General features: G+C 34.3%; 12 protein-coding genes. 4 read left to right on the top strand and 8 right to left on the bottom strand.

Going from position 1 to position 18,337, the window contains the following annotated elements; translation table 11 throughout:
* Positions 1 to 141: 141 nt before the first annotated feature.
* Positions 142 to 1,467: an ammonium transporter gene (locus GKZ86_RS11520; RefSeq protein ID WP_154783259.1), complete on the top strand. Its 1,326-nt coding sequence runs from the start codon at positions 142 to 144 to the stop codon at positions 1,465 to 1,467.
* A 195-nt stretch (positions 1,468 to 1,662) separates the two neighbouring features.
* Here the strand turns inward: GKZ86_RS11520 and GKZ86_RS11525 are convergent, their stop codons facing one another.
* From GKZ86_RS11525 to GKZ86_RS11535, 3 genes are all read right to left on the bottom strand, one after another.
* Positions 1,663 to 3,762, bottom strand: coding sequence for a thioredoxin family protein (locus tag GKZ86_RS11525; RefSeq protein ID WP_154783260.1), 2,100 nt, complete (start codon positions 3,760 to 3,762; stop codon positions 1,663 to 1,665).
* Positions 3,762 to 5,072, bottom strand: coding sequence for a tRNA lysidine(34) synthetase TilS (tilS, locus tag GKZ86_RS11530; protein ID WP_154783261.1), 1,311 nt, complete (start codon positions 5,070 to 5,072; stop codon positions 3,762 to 3,764). The genes GKZ86_RS11525 and tilS overlap by 1 nt, the downstream gene beginning before the upstream one ends.
* Before the next feature lie 263 nt (positions 5,073 to 5,335).
* Positions 5,336 to 6,622, bottom strand: coding sequence for an anthranilate synthase component I family protein (locus GKZ86_RS11535; RefSeq protein WP_154783262.1), 1,287 nt, complete (start codon positions 6,620 to 6,622; stop codon positions 5,336 to 5,338).
* Positions 6,623 to 6,773: 151 nt separating this feature from the next.
* Between GKZ86_RS11535 and GKZ86_RS11540 the strand changes: the two genes are divergently transcribed.
* Together GKZ86_RS11540 and GKZ86_RS11545 are read left to right on the top strand one after the other, a co-directional pair.
* Positions 6,774 to 7,673 (top strand): DUF4349 domain-containing protein, encoded by a 900-nt coding sequence (locus tag GKZ86_RS11540; RefSeq protein WP_154783263.1) that lies wholly within the window; start codon positions 6,774 to 6,776, stop codon positions 7,671 to 7,673.
* A 205-nt stretch (positions 7,674 to 7,878) separates the two neighbouring features.
* Entirely contained in the window at positions 7,879 to 8,253 is a 375-nt protein-coding gene (locus tag GKZ86_RS11545) for a DoxX family membrane protein (RefSeq protein ID WP_154783264.1), read from the top strand.
* 57 nt (positions 8,254 to 8,310) lie between these two features.
* Here GKZ86_RS11545 and GKZ86_RS11550 read toward each other — a convergent pair whose 3' ends face one another.
* The 3 genes from GKZ86_RS11550 to GKZ86_RS11560 all read right to left on the bottom strand — a co-directional run bounded on the left by GKZ86_RS11550 (position 8,311) and on the right by GKZ86_RS11560 (position 11,254).
* The gene (locus GKZ86_RS11550; protein ID WP_154783265.1) at positions 8,311 to 8,856 is read right to left on the bottom strand and encodes a lipocalin family protein; all 546 of its coding nucleotides are present in this window, start codon (positions 8,854 to 8,856) and stop codon (positions 8,311 to 8,313) included.
* A 173-nt stretch (positions 8,857 to 9,029) separates the two neighbouring features.
* Entirely contained in the window at positions 9,030 to 10,433 is a 1,404-nt protein-coding gene (gene lpdA, locus GKZ86_RS11555) for a dihydrolipoyl dehydrogenase (protein ID WP_154783266.1), read from the bottom strand.
* Positions 10,434 to 10,795: 362 nt separating this feature from the next.
* Positions 10,796 to 11,254, bottom strand: a complete 459-nt coding sequence (locus tag GKZ86_RS11560) for an Lrp/AsnC family transcriptional regulator (protein WP_154783267.1) — start codon at positions 11,252 to 11,254, stop codon at positions 10,796 to 10,798.
* 426 nt (positions 11,255 to 11,680) lie between these two features.
* Between GKZ86_RS11560 and GKZ86_RS11565 the strand changes: the two genes are divergently transcribed.
* A complete protein-coding gene (locus GKZ86_RS11565) occupies positions 11,681 to 12,931 on the top strand; it encodes an aminotransferase class I/II-fold pyridoxal phosphate-dependent enzyme (protein WP_154783268.1) in 1,251 nt (416 codons plus the stop codon).
* A gap of 210 nt (positions 12,932 to 13,141) precedes the next feature.
* On the opposite strand, the gene GKZ86_RS11570 is transcribed toward GKZ86_RS11565, so the two are convergent.
* Together GKZ86_RS11570 and GKZ86_RS11575 are read right to left on the bottom strand one after the other, a co-directional pair.
* The gene (locus tag GKZ86_RS11570; RefSeq protein ID WP_154783269.1) at positions 13,142 to 15,073 is read right to left on the bottom strand and encodes an amino acid permease; all 1,932 of its coding nucleotides are present in this window, start codon (positions 15,071 to 15,073) and stop codon (positions 13,142 to 13,144) included.
* Between the two features lie 353 nt (positions 15,074 to 15,426).
* Complete coding sequence (locus GKZ86_RS11575) at positions 15,427 to 18,333, bottom strand: FAD-binding and (Fe-S)-binding domain-containing protein (protein WP_154783270.1); 2,907 nt, start codon at positions 18,331 to 18,333, stop codon at positions 15,427 to 15,429.
* Positions 18,334 to 18,337: the final 4 nt, after the last annotated feature.

Here is an 18,337-nt window from a genome sequence, read left to right on the forward strand (position 1 = left end):
TTTTAAGTTCATTTTAACAAATACACGCAAAACATAGGGGGTTAAAATGAAATATTAACAAAAATTAAACATTAGACTCTATTTTTTTTAGGGGTGTTGAATGATTTTATATTTTTATCAAAAATTTAAAACTAAATAACTATGCGAAAAATTATTTTAAGCGTGATACTCATCACGATTTTATTACTATCAATTTTTTCTATCTCATTTATTACTGAATCAAAAACATTAGGTGCTCACGTAGTCGAATTAAAACTTGATACGGGTGACACTGCCTGGATGGTTGTTGCAACCGCTCTTGTATTATTGATGACTCCAGGATTAGGATTTTTCTATGGTGGTATGGTAGGTAAAAAGAATGTAATTAGTACAATGCTTCAAAGTTTTATGGCAATGGTAATTGTTACAGTTCTATGGGTAGTAATTGGATTTGGATTATGTTTTGGACCATCAATTCATGGTTTCATCGGAGATCCTACGTCAAATATATTTTTTCAAGGAGTAAGTGCAAACACTGCTTGGGAATTAGCACCAACAATCCCGATGATACTTTTTGCTTTATTTCAGGCGAAATTTGCAATTATCACTCCGGCATTAATTACGGGAGCTTTTGCTGAACGCGTACGCTTCTGGGCTTACTTATTATTCATGGTTTTATTTATCATATTCATCTATGCACCATTATGTCACATGACTTGGCATCCTGACGGATTGTTCTTCGGATGGGGAGTTCTTGACTTTGCCGGTGGTACTGTTGTACACATGAGTGCTGGTTGGGCTGCATTGGCCGGAGCAATTTTCTTAGGAAAACGTAAAGTACAAAAAGTAAACCCTGCAAGAATTACTTATGTATTATTAGGTACAGGTTTATTATGGTTTGGATGGTTTGGGTTTAATGCAGGTTCTGCTGCCGGAGCCGGAAGTCTTGCTGCTCAGGCTTTAGGAACTACTACAATCGCTGCTGCTTCTGCTGCAATGGCTTGGGTTTTCCTTGACAAAATATTAGGTCACAAATTATCTGCTATGGGTGCTTGTATTGGAGCTGTTGTAGGTTTGGTTGCAATTACACCTGCTGCAGGTTTCGTAAGCATTCCTCACGCTTTAGCAATTGGTATTATAGCTGCTGTAATTAGTAACCTTGTAGTAAGCAAATTCCCTAAAGGGAAAATCGACGATGCTCTTGACGTTTTTGCTTGTCACGGTGTTGGTGGAATGGTAGGAATGTTATTAACTGGAGTTTTTGCTTCTAATACTGTAAATTCAGTTGTTGGTGAACACCAAGGATTAATTTTTGGTGATGCAACTTTATTCTTAACACAATTAAAAGCATTAGTAATTGTTTCAATCTTTGCTTTTGTTGCTTCTTACGCTTTATTCTTTATTGTAAATAAAATTACTCCTCTAAGAGTTACTGAAGAAAAAGAAGAATTAGGATTAGACATCTCTCAACACGGAGAATACCTATAAAAATTAAAATACATACAGATAACTAACACAAACAAAAAAAGCACTCTAGTTTAACTTAGAGTGCTTTTTATTTATTTTAGATTGAAAATTTTAGATTTTAGATTACGCCAATCTCTATATTCTATTCTCTATATTCTATATTCTATAATCTATATTCTATAATCTTGCTTCTATAATCTTTCCTCTTTAAAAAAACTACTTAAAATTTGCAATTCCTTCTTTCAGCCAATTCAGATATTCTTCTGTGCTAACATAACTAATCGTTGGTTTTGAAGTGTGTAAATTCTTTCCTTCCAAATCAGTTAAAACATATAAAGGCTGCGTATTTGTTTTATATTTTGAGATCATAAAATCAGTCCATTTATCGCCAACTGTAATGATTTTATCTCCTGAAGCTGTTACAAATTGTTCTTCTTTCGGCAATTCGCGTTTATCATCTACATAAAGAGAAATTAAAACAACATCATTTTTTAAGATTGGTAAAACCGTTGGATCTGACCAAACATTATTTTCCATTTTTCTGCAATTTACACAAGCATAACCTGTAAAATCAAGCATGATTGGTTTATTGATCGATTTTGCAAACGCTAAACCATCTTCATAATCATGAAAAACCATAATTCCGTGCGGGCCTAATTCTGCTCCTTCCGGCAATCCTTTTATAGATTCTGCACTTCCAATTGAATTACCTGAACCACCAACTCCAAATGGACTTTCGCTGTATGTTGGAGGTGGAGGAAAAGCGCTAATCAATTTTAATGGCGCTCCCCAAAGTCCTGGAATCAAATAAACAGTAAACACAAGCGTAAGCAATCCTAAATACAATCTGCCTACAGAAATATGGTGCAACGGACTATCGTGTGGTAAAGTAATTTTACCAAATAAATACAATGTTAAAGCTGCAAAAATAGCGATCCAGATTGCGATGAAAACTTCTCTTTCAAGAAAATGCAACTGTAAAACCAAATCTGCATTAGATAAAAATTTGAATGCCAAAGCCAGTTCTAAAAACCCTAAAACAACTTTTACGGTGTTCAGCCATCCTCCAGATTTTGGTAATGAATTTAACCAACCCGGGAACATCGCAAACAACATAAACGGTAAAGCCAATGCTAATGAAAAACCCAACATTCCGACAACTGGAGCAATTCCTCCATTTGAAGCTGCTTCAACTAATAAAGTTCCAACAATTGGTCCCGTACAAGAAAATGATACAATTGCCAAAGCCAAAGCCATAAACAATATTCCCACTATTCCGCCTCTGTCAGCTTGCTGATCTACTTTATTTCCCCATGAATTTGGTAACAAAATTTCAAATGCTCCTAAAAATGAAGTAGCAAAAATGATCAATATCACAAAGAAAATTAAATTAAACCAAACATCTGTAGATAAAGCATTTAATGCATCGGCACCAAATATTTTGGTAACAATTAAACCTAAAATCACATAGATAGCGATAATAGAAAATCCGTAGAAAATAGCATTTCTGATTCCTTTTGCCCTGCTTTTACTTTGTTTCGTAAAGAAACTTACTGTCATTGGAATCATTGGGAAAACGCAAGGCGTTAACAATGCTGCAAACCCTGAAATGAATGCTACAAAAAATATTGACCATAAACTTCTTGAAGGTGCAGGCGCAGGAATTTCTTGTTTAGCACTTACTGCAACAACTTCAGTTTTTGAAGATTCTTTTTGAGCCTTATCAACTTTAGCTGTTAAAGTATCAACAGCCAAAGCCGGAACTTTTGTTTCATCTAATTTTGCTTCTGTAATCGTTGGAACAGCATCCATCTTAAATGTTGATGGAATCGAAATCGAGAATTTTTTGCTCGAATTAATACAAACTTCTTTACAAACCTGAAAATCAAAATCAACATCAACCGTTTTTAAATTTGGGTTTATAATGGTGATTTCCTGCTCAATATGCGCTTTTCCTTCAAAAAAGGTTTCATTTACCCCAAAAATATCATTAAAAGCTGTTCTTGTTTTTCCTTCTTTGGCTTTGCCAACCAATTCGTAGTTTCCTTTTTGGTTTTTAAACACAATTTCTAACGGAAGCGGGCCGCCATCCGGAGTAAATTGTGAATACATGTGCCAATCTTTTTCGATTGTTGCATCAAAAATTAAAACAGCATGATTACCGGATTTCTTTTCAATTTTAGCAGTCCATTTTGCAGGCTCTAAAATTTGTGCGTTACCTTTTGCAAAAGCAAATATGAAAAATAACAAAAAAACAATGGTTTTATTCCAAACACTTTTTGATGTTATCGTTTGACGGGATTGAGTAAAGTTCATTATTGTAATTCTATTTTAAGTATTCTATTTGTAGTATTTTCGATTTTAAAACGTTCGTCTTGCCTGATTCCTACAACCCAAACAATCTGGTTATCAGAACACAAAATCCATGTTTTTTCTTTTTCAATCAAAGATAATTTTTCATCTTTAAAAAGTTTGCTTACTTTTTTTGACTTACCATTCATTCCAAAAGGATTAAAAACATCCCCTTCATTCCATTTACGTAAAACTAAAGGAAACCGGATTTTTTCAGCGTCAACAAAGATAGCTTTATTTGAATCTATTGTAATGTCGTCTACTTGACAAAGCTTCAAATTTAAGGGAAAATTAACTTCTTTATCATTTTCATTAATTTCAAATTCTTCCTTTTCTGATATTTCAGAAATTGGACTTAAAATCAACGTATTTCTGTTTTTTAATAATCTAAATTCAGTCGAAAACACTTGCTTTCCGGATTGTCCATCAACTAAATCATAAATATCGTTCCAGGCCACAAAGCCAAATTCGTTGAGCCATTGGTACAAATACGATTTATAATTGGGTAATTTTTGAAGTTGATTTAAATCGAAATGAATGTCATTCCCCTCTTCTTTCGCCACTTGCTGATAAATCATAATCGATGCATCTTCAACCATTTCCTGCGATTCCTGCAAATAAGATTGTGTATTTTGAAAAGCATTCAAAAAATTTGGATTGATTTCTTTTAAAATCGGAACCAAATCATGACGGATTTTATTTCGCAAATATTTATTCGATGCATTACTGCTGTCTTCTCTCCATTCTATATTATTTTCCGTCGCATATTTTAGGATTTCTTCTCTTGAAAAAGGCAAAAGTGGACGAATGATTTTATCATTTTGTTCCGGAATTCCGGTTAATCCATCTAAACCCGTTCCGCGAGTTAAATTGATAATGAATGTTTCCAGATTATCATCGGCATGATGCGCCGTTAAAATATAATCGAAGTTTTTAGTTTCTAAAAGCTCATAAAACCAGCTATAGCGAAGTTCGCGAGCCGCAACCTGAGTCGAAAGTTTATAATCTTTAGCAAAAGCTTCGGTATCAAATTGAGTAGTAAAAACAGGAATATTATTTTGTTCGCAGTAATTTTGAATAAAATCCTGATCGCCAAAACTTTCTAATCCACGTAATTGAAAATTGCAATGCAAAACCGCAATTTCGTATTGCAACTGATGCAGTAAATGCAACAAAACCATACTGTCTAATCCGCCACTTACAGCCAAAAAAAGTTTTTGCTCTTCCAGAAAAGGAAATCTTGAAGCGATATGATTTTGAAATTTTGAAAGCATTTGATAAATGTAAAGATTATATTTTATCTATTTTTAAATGAAATGTTAAGCGTTAATTTTTTTTTTCGCAGATTCTGCAGATTGAGCAGATTTTTTTTTCCACAGATTAAAATAATTTGCACAGATTTTTTATAAGAATTTCACGCAGATTTAAAAAGATTTAAGCAGATTCCCGCAAATTAATTTTAATAAAAATCTATTTAAATCTGCAGAATCTGCGTGAAACAAAATCCTTTTAATATTGTAATCTGTGGCTCATATTTTTACTGCAAAACTTCACGCATTGCTTTAGCTTTTAGCAAACATTCTTCATATTCTTTTTCAGGAACAGATTGTGCTGTAATGGCACTTCCAACAGAAAATGAAACATATTGATTTTCCTGATTATACAAAATGCTTCTTATCACTACATTAAAATCAAAATCACCTTCGGGCGTAAAATATCCAACTGCACCGCTATATAAACCTCTTTTGGTTTCTTCCAGATTTTCAATAATTTTCATAACTGAAATCTTTGGCGCTCCGGTCATGCTTCCCATTGGGAAAGTTGTTTTTAAAACATCTATTGGCGAATATTGCGAATCTAATTTTGATGTTATCGTCGAAATCATTTGATGTACCTGCAAAAAAGAATAAATCTTGCAAAGCTCTACTACTTCTACCGAACCTTTTTGTGCTGTATGCGACAAATCATTTCGAACCAAATCTGTAATCATGATATTTTCGGCTCTTTCTTTTGAATCTGATTCCAAAAATTGCTTTGATTTTTCGTCTTCATTTGGGTCTGAAAATCGTTTTGAAGTTCCTTTTATTGGTTGAGAAATTAAGGTCTCTCCCACTTTTTTCAAATAACGTTCCGGTGAAGCTGAAAGCAGATATTGTTTATGATTTTTAAAGAAAACCGAGAACGGTGCTTGTGAAATTTCATTCAGTTTTTGAAATTTTTCCAATGGATTAATTATTGCATTTTCGGCAAAAAATTCCATACAAAAATTAGCTTCATACATATCGCCTTTATGAATATGTTCAAGCATTTTTGTTACTTTTTCTACATACAATTCTTTTGAAATACGTTGTTGCACTTCGACTTCGCTCAGTGTGACAAACGGCTCAAAATGACTTTTGGTTATTTCATCAAAATCTTCTTCAACCTCATCATCACAAAGCAATAAATATTGAATTTCAAGCTGATTTTCTTTCAGAATGAATATTTTTTTAGGCTGAAAGAAAAACAAATCCGGAAACTCTAATCCATCAAAATTAGAAGATTTAAGTGGTTCAACATCATTTTTTAAATCGTATGTCAAATAACCAAAAAGCCAGTCTTTAGTAGTTTGCTGATATTGTTTTAAATCCTCAAAAGCATTATGAAAATCGGTTTTTAAAGACGTAAAAGCATCAACGGCCAAAGTAAAATTGAAGCTTGAATATTCTTGCGGATATGAATTGCTATCCAAAAAAACGACTTCACGAAATTGCTGTGCCCAAATTAGAAGTTGTTGTTTAAACTGCTCTGGATTTGAAATATGTTTATGAATGGAAACTCTCAAAAAAGTATAAATTTTAGAATTCAAAATTACGACAAAAAAAATCCTTCAATAAAATAATCCCAAAAAATTATTGGCACACTTTTTAGTATATCGAATTAACATAAATACTAAAAATTATTTATCATTTATTAATCAAATTTCTAAAAACTTTATGAAAACAATCGCAAAAGTAGGTTTTACTACGTTATTAATCATCGCATTACTATTTTCTTGCAAAAAAGCTGATAATGCTTCGGGCGAAGCAACTGCAGATTATGCAACTACAACAGACAGTACTGCTGTATCTTCATCGGCAGCGGTCGAGAAAAAAGATAGCAAGCAAAAATTTATCCGAACTGCTGATATAAAATTCAAGGTTAAAAACGTCGTCAAATCTACTTATGCAATTGAAAACGCTGTTCAAAAATTTGGAGGTTATGTTACTTATACTAATTTACAAAGTAATATTCACGATCAGATAAAAACCAAAATTAGTCAGGACAGTACTTTAGAAACTACTAAATTTTCGGTAGAAAATAATATTACGATTCGCGTACCCAATACCCAACTTGATACTGTAATTAAAACTATTGCCAAACAAATTGATTTTCTGGATTTTAGAATTATCAAAGCTGATGATGTTTCTTTGAAATTATTATCGAATCAGCTTTCTCAAAAAAGAGGTGTTGTGAATGAAAAAAGAATTGAAAAAGCGATTGATACAAAAGGTAAAAAAATAAATGATATTGTAGAAGCAGAAAATACTTTGGCCAACCAAAAAGAAGCCAATGATAATCGAACAATCGATAATTTATCATTACAGGATCAGGTTAATTTTAGCACCATTACTTTGCAGCTTTACCAAAATGAAACGATCAGACAGGAAATGACTGAAGGAGAAAAAGATAGTGCCGCATATAAACCTAATTTAGGCATTCAGATTATTGATGCTTTAAAAAGCGGCTGGTATATTCTGGAAGCAATCTTTGTTTTTTTATTGAATTTATGGCCATTTATAGTGATTGGTATAACTGGATATATTCTTTATAAAAAATATGTCAAAAAACAGTAAAACTGTTAATATAGTAGCAATTTAATAAGAAAAAATTCATTATATTTGATATAGTATTAAATTAATCCCATAATAGGATAACGTTGATTATCGAATTCTTAATTAAATGGCCTTAAAAAACGGATTTCATTTTGGTAGAGAATTCAAATTGTAATGTTTATAAGCAAATAATTTATATTTTTTAACCTATTAAAATCCTAGTATTATGAAAATTGCTACCATTATTGTCCGCGTTTTGATTGGCCTATTATTACTTTTTGCTTCCATTAGTTTCTTTTTTAAACTAGCTCCGGAACCAGAAGTAACAGGAAATTTTAAAGCTTTTAATATGGGCTTAGTTGCATCAACTTATTTATTGCCATTAGCAAAAACAGTAGAATTGCTTTGCGGAATTGCATTTATAACGGGTAGATTTGTAACATTGGCCAATATTTTGATCTTACCAATTACAATCAATATTTTGTTTATTAATTATTTTATGGCTCCGGAAGGTTTGCCAATAGCGGCATTGTTATTCGCTGCTAATTTATTTTTGATTTACAGATATTGGGATAATTATAGAAGTCTTTTCAGACCATAAAAGTATCATTATAAAATAAAAGAACCCGACAGATATAAAAATCTGTCGGGTTTTTGTTTAATTTGTTTTATTGTGCTCTACCCAAACAAGGTCTGATATATTATAACCTATTTCCTGAGCTTTTATTAGGTATTCTGCTTTGATACTTTCAGGAATTGTAGTTTCTCTCGAAAGTATCCACATATATTTTAAGTTCTCACCAACTACAAGTGCATACTTATAATCTTTATCAACGGCAATTACATTATATCCTGAATAAAAAGGACCAAAAAATGAGACCTTAAGCATACCAACATTGTCCTTTTTGACGAACTTGGCTTTCCCGATGCTTTCTTCCCATTTGTCTTTTTTGACATTATAGCCCTTATTATCAACTTTTATAGTGCCGTCATCATTTGCAGTATAATTTGCCGTGACGTTATTGAGTCCTTTTTCGTATTTAAAATCTAATCTTGCTATTTCAAACCATTTTCCCAAATACTTTGCTTTATCAAAACTATTGACTGCATTTGCTTTTTTGGGAATCGTTGAACCGCAAGAAGAGTAAAGTGCGATCGCAATTCCTGCTCCAATTAAAGCAGGAGCTACATGTCTATTTTTCATGATGTTAACTTTTTATATAAGTAAAGATAGCATCGTAATAGTACATCTAATTTACAAAATTATTTTTGATTTTTATATTTTAAAGAGGAGAAAATAATTAAAAATAAAAAAAACCGTTAGTCCCAAAGGTTCGGGATAATTCTAACGGTCTTTGAATATATACTTGACGTAGATTATACGTGCAATGCTCTATCATCTGTAGCTGCTAATGCAGCTTCTTTTACAGCTTCTGCAAAAGTTGGGTGTGCGTGGCTCATTCTTGAAATATCTTCAGCAGATGCTTTAAATTCCATTGCTGTAACAGCTTCTGCGATTAAATCTGCTGTACGGGCTCCAATCATGTGAACTCCTAAAACTTCATCAGTTTTAGCATCTGCAATGATTTTTACGAATCCGTCAAGATCTCCACTTGCTCTTGCACGTCCTAAAGCTTTAAAAGGAAAACTTCCTACTTTATATTCAGTTCCAGAAGCTTTTACCTGCTCTTCAGTTTGTCCAACTGCTGCAACTTCCGGCCAAGTGTAAACTACACCAGGAATTAAGTTATAATCGATATGTGGTTTTTGACCTGCTAAGATCTCAGCAACCATAGTTCCTTCTTCTTCTGCTTTGTGTGCTAACATTGCTCCACGGACAACATCACCAATTGCATAGATATTTGGAACGTTAGTTTGTAAATGATCGTTTACTTCTACTTGTCCTCTGTCTGAAATTTTTACTCCTGCTTTGTCAGCATTTAATCCGTCTGTATAAGGACGACGACCAACAGAAACTAATGAATAATCTCCTTCAAGAGTGATTGTTTCTCCTTTTGCGTTTTCAGCCTGAACTACAACAGCATCGCCGTTTCTTTCTACTGATTTTACTTTGTGAGAAACGTAGAATTTCATTCCTTGTTTTTTCAATACTTTAGTCAATTCTTTAGACAAAGAACTATCCATTCCAGGAATAATTCTGTCCATGAATTCTACCACAGAAACTTGTGCTCCTAAACGTAGGTAAACTTGTCCAAGTTCGATTCCGATAACTCCACCACCAATAATTACTAAGTGTTTTGGAACTTCTTTTAAAGCCAAAGCTTCTGTAGAAGTGATGATTCTTTCTTTATCAATTTTGATGAAAGGCAAAGAAGATGGTTTTGAACCTGTAGCAATTACAGAATATTTTGCTTCGATAGTTTCTGATGTTCCGTCAGCTTTTGCAACTGCAATGTGGGTTGCATCTACGAAAGATCCTAAACCGTTAAAAACAGTGATTTTATTTTTATCCATTAAGTAGTTGATTCCACCTACGGTTTGATCTACAACTGCTTGCTTGCGTGCGATCATTTTCTCTAAATTGATTTTTACATCTCCAGAAACTTCGATTCCGTGATCTGCAAAATGAGCAATTTCTGAATAATGATGAGAAGAAGATAATAATGCTTTTGAAGGAATACAACCTACGTTAAGGCAAGTTCCGCCCAAAGAGCTATACTTTTCTACAATTGCTGTTTTGAAACCTAATTGTGCGCAACGAATTGCTGATACATATCCTCCAGGACCTGAACCTATAATGACTACGTCAAATGAACTCATAGTATTTTGTTTTTATTTTAGCGGTTACAAAATTAAGGAATAAAGTTTTGTTTAAAGTTTAAATTACAATGTTTTTTGTGTGAAATTTTGGGTGGGAGTTTTATGGCAAAATGCGCTAAGATTTACGGAAAGGTTTGCATTTTTTTTATTCAATAGACTGAAATTTTGCTTGAAAAGTCGTAAAGCTTGTCATCCTGAGGAACGAAGGATCGCACAAGGAATTCCGTAAGCTGAATCGCCAATCTTTATCGAGTTACGCGTGTGATCCTTCGTTCCTCAGGATGACAAAAAACACTTTGCGACTTCGCGTCTTTGCAAAATTAAAACCTTTGAACCTTTCCTTCTCTGAACCTCTGAACCTTCTAAAAACCAATAATAGTAGAATTCTTTACCTCACTAATCATAAACATACTTTGCGTACTTCCAATATGTTGTAAACTTGTGAGTTTTGTTACCAGAAACTCTCTATAAGCTTCCATATCTTTTACCAGAACTTTTAAAATATAATCGTAATCACCGCTTACGTGATGGCATTCTAAAACTTCGTTGAGTTTTATGACTTCGCTTTCGAATTTGGTTAGGAATTCTTTGGTATGCTGAATAAGTTTTAAATGACAGAAAACAACAAAACCTTTTTCGATTTTAGTTTTATCAACGAGTGCTACATAGTTTTTTATGATTCCTTCTCTTTCTAACTTTTTGATTCTTTCATAAACTGCTGTTACCGAAAGATTGAGTTTTAAGGATAATTCTTTGGTTGTTTTTTTACTGTCGGTTTGTAATAAAACCAAGAGTTTTTTGTCAGTGGCATCTAAAGTCATGGTTTCTGTTTGTTGTTTTTGGTTCGTTGCTGAAATGAAAGAAAATCTATTGAATTATACTTTATGTTTCAAATTTAGATTAAAATTCACAAATAATACATTTTTATAGTTTTAAAATCTAATTATAGACTTTATGGTTGATTAATTTTCTAAATAGCTCTTATTTTGAATAGAATTTCTTTTGAAAACGAGAGTCTTAGCCCTGATAGAAGTGGAAAGCCCGGAGTAAAAAAGGCAAAAGTTTCTTGGTCTAAAAAAGCGACCAGCGGAAGCTCTTTTTAGAACATTAGAAACTTTGCCTTTTTTATGAGGACTTGAAACGGATAGCAGGAAATAGCTCTTAAAAAAAATGTTTCAGGTCTAAAGTTTCAGGTTGTTGGAACCTGAAACCTGAAACTTGAAACAAAACAAACAAAAACTAATTATATGAAAGACTTTAACCCAGCAGATAAAATTCAGGATTTGCAGTACTTTGGTGAATTTGGCGGTGTGAATCCGTCGATTTCTGATTCTTCGACTTATACTTTTCTTTCGGCGAAAACGATGTTCGATACTTTTGAAGGTAATATGGAAGGCTGTTATTTGTATTCGCGTCATTCGTCGCCAAGTAATTTATATTTAGATCAGGCTTTGGCAGCGATGGAAGGAACTGAAACGGCAAATGTTTCGGCTTCGGGAATGGGAGCAATTACACCTACTCTATTGCAGCTTTGCGGTGCTGGTGATCACATTGTTTCGAGCCGAACAATTTATGGCGGAACTTATGCTTTTTTGAAGAATTTTACGCCTCGATTCGGAATTGAAACGAGCTTTGTTGACATTACAAAACTAGATGTTGTTGAAGCGGCAATTACTCCAAAAACAAAAGTTTTGTATTGTGAAACGGTTAGTAATCCGTTATTGGAAGTTGCTGATATTGCCGGTTTGGCTAAAATTGCTAAAAAGCATAATTTGAAATTGGTTGTCGATAATACTTTTTCGCCTTTGTCTGTTTCTCCTGCAAAATTAGGCGCTGATATCGTAATTCATAGTTTAACGAAATACATTAACGGAAGCAGCGATACGGTTGGCGGCGTGACTTGTGCTTCTAAGGAATTTATCAATTCTTTGAAAAATGTAAACTCCGGAGCAAGTATGCTTTTGGGACCAACAATGGATAGTTTGCGTTCGGCAAGTGTGATGAAAAATCTGCGCACGCTTCATATAAGAATTAAACAACATAGCCATAATGCTCATTTCCTGGCTGATCAATTTGAAGCTGATGGTTTAAAAACGGTTTATCCGGGATTAAAAAGTCACCCGAGTCATGAACTTTATAAAACAATGATTAATCCGGAATATGGTTTTGGCGGAATGTTGACAATTGACGTTGGAACTTTAGAAAAAGCAAATGAATTGATGGAATTAATGCAAGCCAGAAATTTAGGTTATTTGGCCGTAAGTTTAGGTTTTTATAAAACGTTGTTTAGCGCGCCGGGAACTTCAACTTCTAGTGAAATTCCGCTTGAAGAACAAAAAGAAATGGGATTGACTGATGGTTTGATTCGTTTTTCGATTGGATTAGACAATGATATTCAACGTACTTATGAAATGATGAAACAATGCATGATTGAGCTTGGGATTTTGAATATAAATTCTACAAGGATTCGCAAAGACGTTTTCGCAGAGATTCGCTAAGTTTTTTTTTAATATTCCAAACTAAAAGCGTTTCTGTTTGTCATCCTGACGGAGGAAGGATCACACTAGAAGCTCCGTATACAAAATCGCCAATCTTTGTCGAGTTACGTGTGTGATCCTTCGTTCCTCAGGATGACAAAAATGAGATAATAAAAAAGCCGTTTTGAATTGTTCAAAACGGCTTTCCCATTTATAATTTATAATTCACAATTAATAATTATCTAAGTTTAGCTTGCTATTTTTTCTACTATAAGTAAAGTAAATAAACAAACCGATTAATAGCCAGATTGTAAAGTAAATCCAGTTCCAAACGCTTAATTCAGCCATCATATAAAGGCAGCAAATAAGTCCTAAAAGCGGAATTAAAGACAAGTTTTTTCTGAAAGCCCAAACGGCTAATCCAACCAAAACGAATAAGAATATCCACATTGGAATTTTATGTTTGAATAAGCTGAAACCTGATTCGTATTTTGATGCATCATCAATAGGTAAACCTTTTACAACCTCAGCATATTTAGCTTCATCATCTTGATATTGACCTAATAAATGTTCTAAATCTGATGTTTCGGCAGTTTTATTATTTACTTCGATGCTTTCTAAATAATTAAAAACCTTCGTAGATTCTTCTTTATCTAAAGATGTAATAATTGTCGTTGCATCGTTTGTTTGTGCTTCGTTATTTATAAAAGCCATTGTCGCTTTATTATTAAAAGCAAAAGCATAATACAATCCGGCGATCATTAAAACGGGCATTATAAATTTTGAATTTACATAAGGCGTTTTGAATTTTCCTCTAGGAATTTCTGGTTTGTTTTGTAAAACCAAAACTCCCGCACAAACCAATACAAAGGCAAATAAAGTTCCGATACTGCATAAATCAGTTACCATTGTCAGATTTAAAAACAATGCCGGAATCGCAACCACAAAACCGGTTACAATTGTAGCAAAAGATGGTGTTTTGAATTTTGGATGTACCGTAGAAAATTTCTTTGGCAATAAACCATCACGGCTCATACTCATCCAGATACGCGGTTGTCCCATTTGAAAAACCAATAAAACGCTCGCCATAGCGATTACCGCACTTACGGCAATAATTCCAGACATCCATTTTAGGTCTAATTTATCAAAAACAAATGCCAGAGGATCTCCAACATTCAATTCGTTATAACGCACCATTCCGGTTAAAACCAACGCAATGGCAATATATAAAATAGTACAAATGATAATTGCCCACATCATTCCGCGTGGTAAATCACGTTGCGGATTTTTACATTCTTCTGCCGTTGTAGAAATGGCATCAAAACCAATATAAGCGAAGAAAACGGCTGAAACTCCTTTTAAAACTCCACTTACACCATTTGGCGCAAACGGATCCCAATTGGCAGTATCTACATAAAATACTCCAACAGCAATTACTAAAAGTACGATGCAAAGTTTTACAACTACCATGACATTACTCGCATTACGAGATTCTTTCATTCCTCTGTAAACCAAAGCTGTAATTAAAATAATAATAAACAATGCCGGTAAATCAGCCACAAAATGGAAAGAACCAATTGTTGGCGCTGTTGTCCAGGCTGTATATGCTGCTTGCAATGAAGCTCCTAAATTTTCGAATGATTTTCCGCCCTGCATTAAAGCTGTGGCATCTTTAAATCCGTTTGAAGCTGTTAAATAATCCATCTGAATCCATTGTGGGAGATGAATTCCGCCACTCTGGAGCAGTCCTGTAAAATAATCACTCCACGATATGGCTACCGTTATATTTCCTACGGCATATTCCATGATTAAAGCCCAGCCAATAATCCAGGCAATAATCTCTCCAAAAGCTACATACGAGTATGTATAAGCACTTCCTGAAACCGGAACCATCGAAGCAAATTCTGCGTAAGCAAAAGCGGCAAAACTACAGGCTAATGCAGTAAATAAAAACAAAAAAATAACAGCTGGTCCGCCGTCAGCACTGGCTTTTCCGATAGTACTAAAAATTCCTGCTCCAACAATCGCCGCGATTCCAAATGCAGTTAAATCTCTTGTGGTTAAATGCTTTCCTAATGCATTATGACCATCTGCTTCGTTTTTCGCAACTTGTTTAAGAATATCTTGTACCGTTTTTTTTCGGAATAAACCTGATAATGCCATATGTGGTTTTGCTTTTATAAATTAATATATTTAAGTCTTTGTGGTTTTATTTTGCAAATAATGCAAAAATTATCCTGATTTCAAATATATAAAACGATTTTGTTTTATGGGTGATTTTTGGTGGTGTATTTTTGAACACGGATTTATACGATTTTTTTGTTTCATGCAGATTTGGCAGATTGAGTAGATTTATTTTTGAGATTAATTATAAAAAATCTGCGCGCATCTGCTTAAATCTTTTTTAAATCTGCGTGAAACAAATAATTTATAATCTGTTACTAAGTTTTAAACAAAAAAAATCCGTTTTCATCCGCGTTTTCATGAAGTGAATCCGTATAATCCGTGTACTATTCTCATTTTAAGCAGCTTTTCAAAATACTTACCGGATGTTGTGCTTCTCTGCTTGTACCGTCAAAAATTTGATGGCGACAACTAGTTCCTGCTGCGGCGATTTTTACGTTTTCTGCAGTTGCACGTACTTTTGGGAATAATGTATCTTCTCCCATTTGCATACTAACCTGATAATGTTCTTTTTCGTAACCAAAAGATCCTGCCATTCCACAACAACCCGAATTATAAATTGTAACCGTATTATTCTTTGGTAAATTCAGCATGGCAAAAGTTGCTTCAACAGAACTCAATGATTTCTGGTGACAATGTCCGTGAATTTTGATTTCTTTCTTTTCTTCCAAAAATGAATCTGGTGTTATTTTACCGTCGATGATTTCTTTTTTAAAGAATTCTTCAATCGTAAAAGTGTTCTGAGATATTTTTTCAGCATTTTCTTTATCCGAAGCCAATCTCAAATATTCATCTCTAAAGGTTAGAATTGCCGAAGGTTCAATTCCAATTAAAGGCGTGTTGCTTGAAATTAAATCCTTAAAAATGCCAATATTAATATCCGTTATTTTCTTCGCTTCTTCAAGAAAACCTTTCGACAAATAGGTTCTTCCGCTTTCTTCGTGATCTACAACAACTACTTCGTAGCCTAATTTGTTTAATAATTCAAAAGCGTCAATTCCGATATTTACGTCATAATAATTCGTGAATTCATCATTAAACAAATAGACTTTTCCATTCGGAAAACTATTTTGTTGTGATTTATGATTTTGATACCATTTTTTAAAAGTCCTTTTCGCCAAAAGCGGAACTTGTCTTTCCGACGCAATTCCCATGCTTTTTTTAACAAGCGATTGGTTCGAAATAAAATTGGTAATCGACGGAAACAAACTTCCCATTTTATTGAGTTTCGCGTTATGCGCAAAAATCTTATTTCGGGTCGAAAATCCGTTTGCTTTTTGGTATTGGTATAAAAACTCTGCTTTAAGAGTTGCAACGTCTACATTACTCGGACATTCGCTTGCACAGGCTTTACAGCTTACACACAACTCAAAAACTTCGTATAATTCTTTCTGGTCAAACTTATTTTCTTTCTCAGAATATGTCAAATATTCACGCAATGCGTTGGCTCTCGCACGCGTTGTTTCTTTTTCGTTTTTGGTTGCACGATAACTCGGACACATCGCTCCTCCTGCCGATGGTAATTTACGGCAATCGCCAGATCCGTTACATTTTTCGGCAGCGCGTAGAATTCCTAAACTGTCTGAGAAATCCTGAAACGTTTTAATATCCGGTTCTACCCTTCCTGAAATTACACGATGGTTTTCGTCCATTTTTAAAGCGTTTACAATCTTCCCGATATTCAAAACCGAATTCGGGTCAAACGCTAATTTGATTCTTTTCAGCAATTCATAATTCGTTTCGCCAATCATAAACGGAATAAATTCTCCACGCACAATTCCGTCGCCGTGTTCACCGCTTAACGAACCTCTGTATTTCTTCACCAAAATCGCCACATCGGTCGCAATGGTTCTGAATAATTTTAAGTCAGAAGTTTTCTTCAAATTCAAAACCGGACGCAAATGCAGTTCGCCCGCACCCGCATGCGCGTAGTAAATTGCGCCTTGTCCGTGACGCAACATCATGGCCGAAAACTCAGCAATATAAGCCGGTAAATCGCTCAATTCAACCGCAGTATCTTCAATAGAATCGGCTGCTTTATCGTCGCCAACAATACTTCCTAAAAGTCCGAGACCGGCTTTTCTAAGTTCATTTACTTTCTCGATATCCGCACCGTAAATTTTTACAAGTGCGTAACCAAAGTTGTTTTTCTCTAAATCGGCAACTAATGCATTCGCCTGATTTTCGGCATCTTCTGCATCATGCGAAGCTACTTCAAACATCATAATCGCTTTTGGTTCTCCAACCAAAAAGAATCTGTTTTTAATGTGCTCACGATTCGTTTTCGTACAATCTAAAATCGTATCGTCGATCATTTCGCAAGTATACAAATGATGTTTCATTGCCACTACAACAGATTCAAGCGATTCCTGAATACTATGATAATGCGCCACAACCATAATATTATGAGTTGGCGGCAAATCGTCTACTTTTAATGTGATTTCGGTTGTAAAAACCAACGTTCCTTCGCTTCCGCAAAGCAGTTTCCCTAAGTTAATTGTTGGTTCTGTTCCGCCAAACAAATCCGATTTCAACAGAATATCAACGGCATATCCTGTATTTCTTCTGTGAATTTCCGGTTTCGGAAACTCTTTTATAATTTCTTCCTGCGTTGCCTTAACCGAAAGTTCGTCGTAAAGGCTTTTGTATATTTTATTTTCTAAAGAATCACCTTTGGTTTTTTCGATAAATTCTGCCGAAGTCAGTTCTTTAAAAACTACTTCAGAACCGTCGCTCAAAATCCCTTTTATCTCTACAATTTTATCGCGCGTAACACCGTAACGAATCGAAGTCGTTCCCGAAGAATTATTTCCCACCATTCCGCCAATCATACAACGGTTTGAAGTCGAAGTATTAGGTCCGAAAAATACATTGTGCGGTTTCAGGAATAAATTCAGTTCATCACGAATTACGCCTGGCTGCACCGTAACCGTTTTTTTTATCGGGTCAAAATTCAGGATTTTGGTAAAGTTTTTCGAAACATCAACTACAATTCCGTCGCCAACCGTTTGTCCGGCAAGAGAAGTTCCGGCCGTTCTTGGCGTAATCGAAATATCATGCTGCGCCGCAAACCTGATCAGTTTACTAATATCTGCTATCGTTTTAGGCACGGCAACCGCTTTTGGTTTAATCCTGTACACCGAAGCGTCAGTCGAATAAAGCGTTTTATGAAGATCATCGTATAAAAGTGTTCCTTCTAACGAATCTGATAATTGTTCTAAATCCTTAAGTATTGACATTATT

Origin of the sequence: Flavobacterium sp. LC2016-13, assembly GCF_009707955.1 — a bacterium.
Classification (GTDB): Bacteria; Bacteroidota; Bacteroidia; order Flavobacteriales; family Flavobacteriaceae; genus Flavobacterium.

Excerpts from the sequence above, each read along its gene's own strand:
- tilS (WP_154783261.1), bottom strand. The coding sequence starts at position 5,072 with ATGCTTTCAAAATTTCAAAATCATATCGCTTCAAGATTTCCTTTTCTG.
- GKZ86_RS11560 (WP_154783267.1), bottom strand. The coding sequence starts at position 11,254 with ATGACTTTAGATGCCACTGACAAAAAACTCTTGGTTTTATTACAAACC.
- GKZ86_RS11525 (WP_154783260.1), bottom strand. The coding sequence starts at position 3,762 with ATGAACTTTACTCAATCCCGTCAAACGATAACATCAAAAAGTGTTTGG.
- lpdA (WP_154783266.1), bottom strand. The coding sequence starts at position 10,433 with ATGAGTTCATTTGACGTAGTCATTATAGGTTCAGGTCCTGGAGGATAT.
- GKZ86_RS11570 (WP_154783269.1), bottom strand. The coding sequence starts at position 15,073 with ATGGCATTATCAGGTTTATTCCGAAAAAAAACGGTACAAGATATTCTT.
- GKZ86_RS11550 (WP_154783265.1), bottom strand. The coding sequence starts at position 8,856 with ATGAAAAATAGACATGTAGCTCCTGCTTTAATTGGAGCAGGAATTGCG.
- GKZ86_RS11540 (WP_154783263.1), top strand. The coding sequence starts at position 6,774 with ATGAAAACAATCGCAAAAGTAGGTTTTACTACGTTATTAATCATCGCA.
- GKZ86_RS11520 (WP_154783259.1), top strand. The coding sequence starts at position 142 with ATGCGAAAAATTATTTTAAGCGTGATACTCATCACGATTTTATTACTA.
- GKZ86_RS11565 (WP_154783268.1), top strand. The coding sequence starts at position 11,681 with ATGAAAGACTTTAACCCAGCAGATAAAATTCAGGATTTGCAGTACTTT.
- GKZ86_RS11575 (WP_154783270.1), bottom strand. The coding sequence starts at position 18,333 with ATGTCAATACTTAAGGATTTAGAACAATTATCAGATTCGTTAGAAGGA.
- GKZ86_RS11545 (WP_154783264.1), top strand. The coding sequence starts at position 7,879 with ATGAAAATTGCTACCATTATTGTCCGCGTTTTGATTGGCCTATTATTA.